At 43.8% G+C, this 2,446-nt stretch carries 1 protein-coding gene; it reads left to right on the top strand.

The window, feature by feature from the left end; genetic code table 11:
* Positions 1 to 2,317 (top strand): polymerase basic protein 2 domain-containing protein (locus CVV68_RS25155; protein WP_146239006.1); only part of this gene is annotated, 2,317 nt, incomplete at its 5' end.
* Between the last annotated feature and the right edge of the window lie 129 nt (positions 2,318 to 2,446).

Here is a 2,446-nt window from a genome sequence, read left to right as displayed (position 1 = left end):
ACGCGTGATCAGCAAAAGCAGGTCAAATATATTCAATATGGAAAGAATAAAAGAACTAAGAGATTTGATGTCACAGTCTCGCACTCGCGAGATACTGACAAAAACAACAGTGGACCATATGGCCATAATCAAGAAATATACATCAGGAAGACAGGAGAAGAATCCTGCCCTTAGGATGAAGTGGATGATGGCGATGAAATATCCAATTACAGCAGACAAAAGGATAATGGAGATGATCCCGGAAAGGAATGAGCAAGGTCAAACCCTTTGGAGCAAGACAAATGATGCTGGATCAGACAGAGTGATGGTGTCACCTCTGGCTGTGACATGGTGGAACAGAAATGGACCAACAACAAGCACAGTCCACTATCCAAAGGTCTATAAAACCTATTTTGAAAAGGTCGAAAGACTGAAACATGGGACCTTCGGCCCCGTTCACTTCCGAAATCAGGTTAAAATACGCCGCAGGGTCGACATAAACCCAGGCCATGCAGATCTTAGTGCTAAGGAAGCACAAGATGTCATTATGGAGGTCGTATTCCCAAACGAAGTTGGAGCAAGAATATTAACATCAGAATCACAGTTGACGATAACCAAGGAGAAGAAGGAGGAGCTTCAGGACTGCAAAATTGCCCCTTTAATGGTGGCCTACATGTTGGAGAGGGAACTGGTTCGCAAGACAAGATTTCTACCAGTAGCTGGAGGGACAAGCAGCGTGTATATCGAAGTATTACATTTGACCCAAGGGACCTGCTGGGAGCAAATGTACACACCGGGAGGGGAAGTGAGAAATGATGATGTTGATCAGAGTTTAATTATTGCTGCTAGAAATATTGTTAGAAGAGCAACAGTGTCAGCAGACCCGTTGGCTTCGCTTTTGGAGATGTGCCATAGCACACAGATTGGCGGGGTTAGAATGGTTGACATCCTTAGACAAAACCCAACAGAAGAACAGGCTGTGGATATATGTAAGGCAGCAATGGGCCTAAGGATCAGTTCATCCTTCAGCTTTGGAGGTTTCACTTTCAAAAGGACAAGTGGGTCTTCTGTCAAAAAGGAAGAAGAAGTGCTCACAGGCAACCTCCAAACATTGAAAATAAGAGTACATGAAGGATATGAGGAATTCACAATGGTTGGGCGAAGAGCAACAGCCATTCTAAGGAAAGCAACCAGAAGACTGATTCAACTGATAGTGAGTGGGAAAGACGAGCAATCAATTGCTGAGGCAATAATAGTGGCAATGGTATTCTCACAAGAGGATTGTATGATAAAGGCAGTGAGAGGTGATTTGAACTTTGTCAACAGAGCAAACCAGCGGCTAAATCCCATGCATCAACTCCTAAGGCATTTCCAAAAGGATGCCAAGGTCCTGTTTCAAAACTGGGGAATTGAACCCATTGACAATGTAATGGGGATGATCGGAATATTGCCTGACATGACCCCCAGCACAGAGATGTCATTGAGAGGAGTGAGAGTTAGTAGAATGGGAGTAGATGAATACTCCAGTACTGAGAGAGTGGTAGTGAGTATTGATCGTTTCTTGAGGGTCCGAGACCAGAGGGGAAACGTACTCTTGTCTCCCGAAGAGGTTAGTGAAACACAGGGAACAGAAAGGCTGACTATAACATATTCATCGTCCTTGATGTGGGAAATCAATGGTCCGGAATCAGTGTTAGTTAACACATATCAATGGATCATTAGAAATTGGGAAACTATAAAGATTCAATGGTCCCAAGATCCTACAATGCTATACAATAAGATGGAATTTGAACCCTTTCAATCGCTAATACCTAAAGCTGTCAGAGGCCAATATAGTGGATTCGTAAGGGTTCTATTCCAACAGATGCGTGACGTACTGGGGACATTTGACACTGTCCAAATAATAAAGCTATTACCATTTGCAGCAGCCCCGCCGAAGCAGAGTAGGATGCAGTTCTCTTCTCTAACTGTGAATGTGAGAGGTTCAGGAATGAGAATAGTTGTGAGAGGCAATTCTCCTGTGTTCAACTACAACAAGGCAACCAAGAGGCTTACGGTGCTTGGGAAGGATGCAGGTGCATTGATGGAAGACCCAGATGAGGGAACAGCAGGAGTGGAATCTGCAGTATTGAGGGGGTTTCTGATTCTGGGCAAAGAAGACAGGAGATATGGGCCAGCATTGAGCATCAACGAATTGAGCAATCTTGCGAAAGGAGAGAAGGCTAATGTTTTGATAGGGCAAGGAGACGTGGTGTTGGTAATGAAACGGAAACGGGACTCTAGCATACTTACTGACAGTCAGACAGCGACCAAAAGAATTCGGATGGCCATCAATTAATGTCGAATTGTTTAAAAACGACCTTGTTTCTACTGATCACGCGTAAAAAATTCTTGCGTTAATCATCTATGTCTTTGCTTTTATCTTCATCTCTGCTGCATTCACCATGTCTACGAACACGACCTTCAT

The sequence above is a fragment of the Arthrobacter livingstonensis genome, assembly GCF_003219815.1.
GTDB classification, from domain to species: Bacteria; Actinomycetota; Actinomycetes; order Actinomycetales; family Micrococcaceae; genus Specibacter; species Specibacter livingstonensis.
The sequence above is the reverse complement of the archived record's forward strand: the minus strand, read 5'-3'. Positions and strand labels throughout refer to the sequence as shown.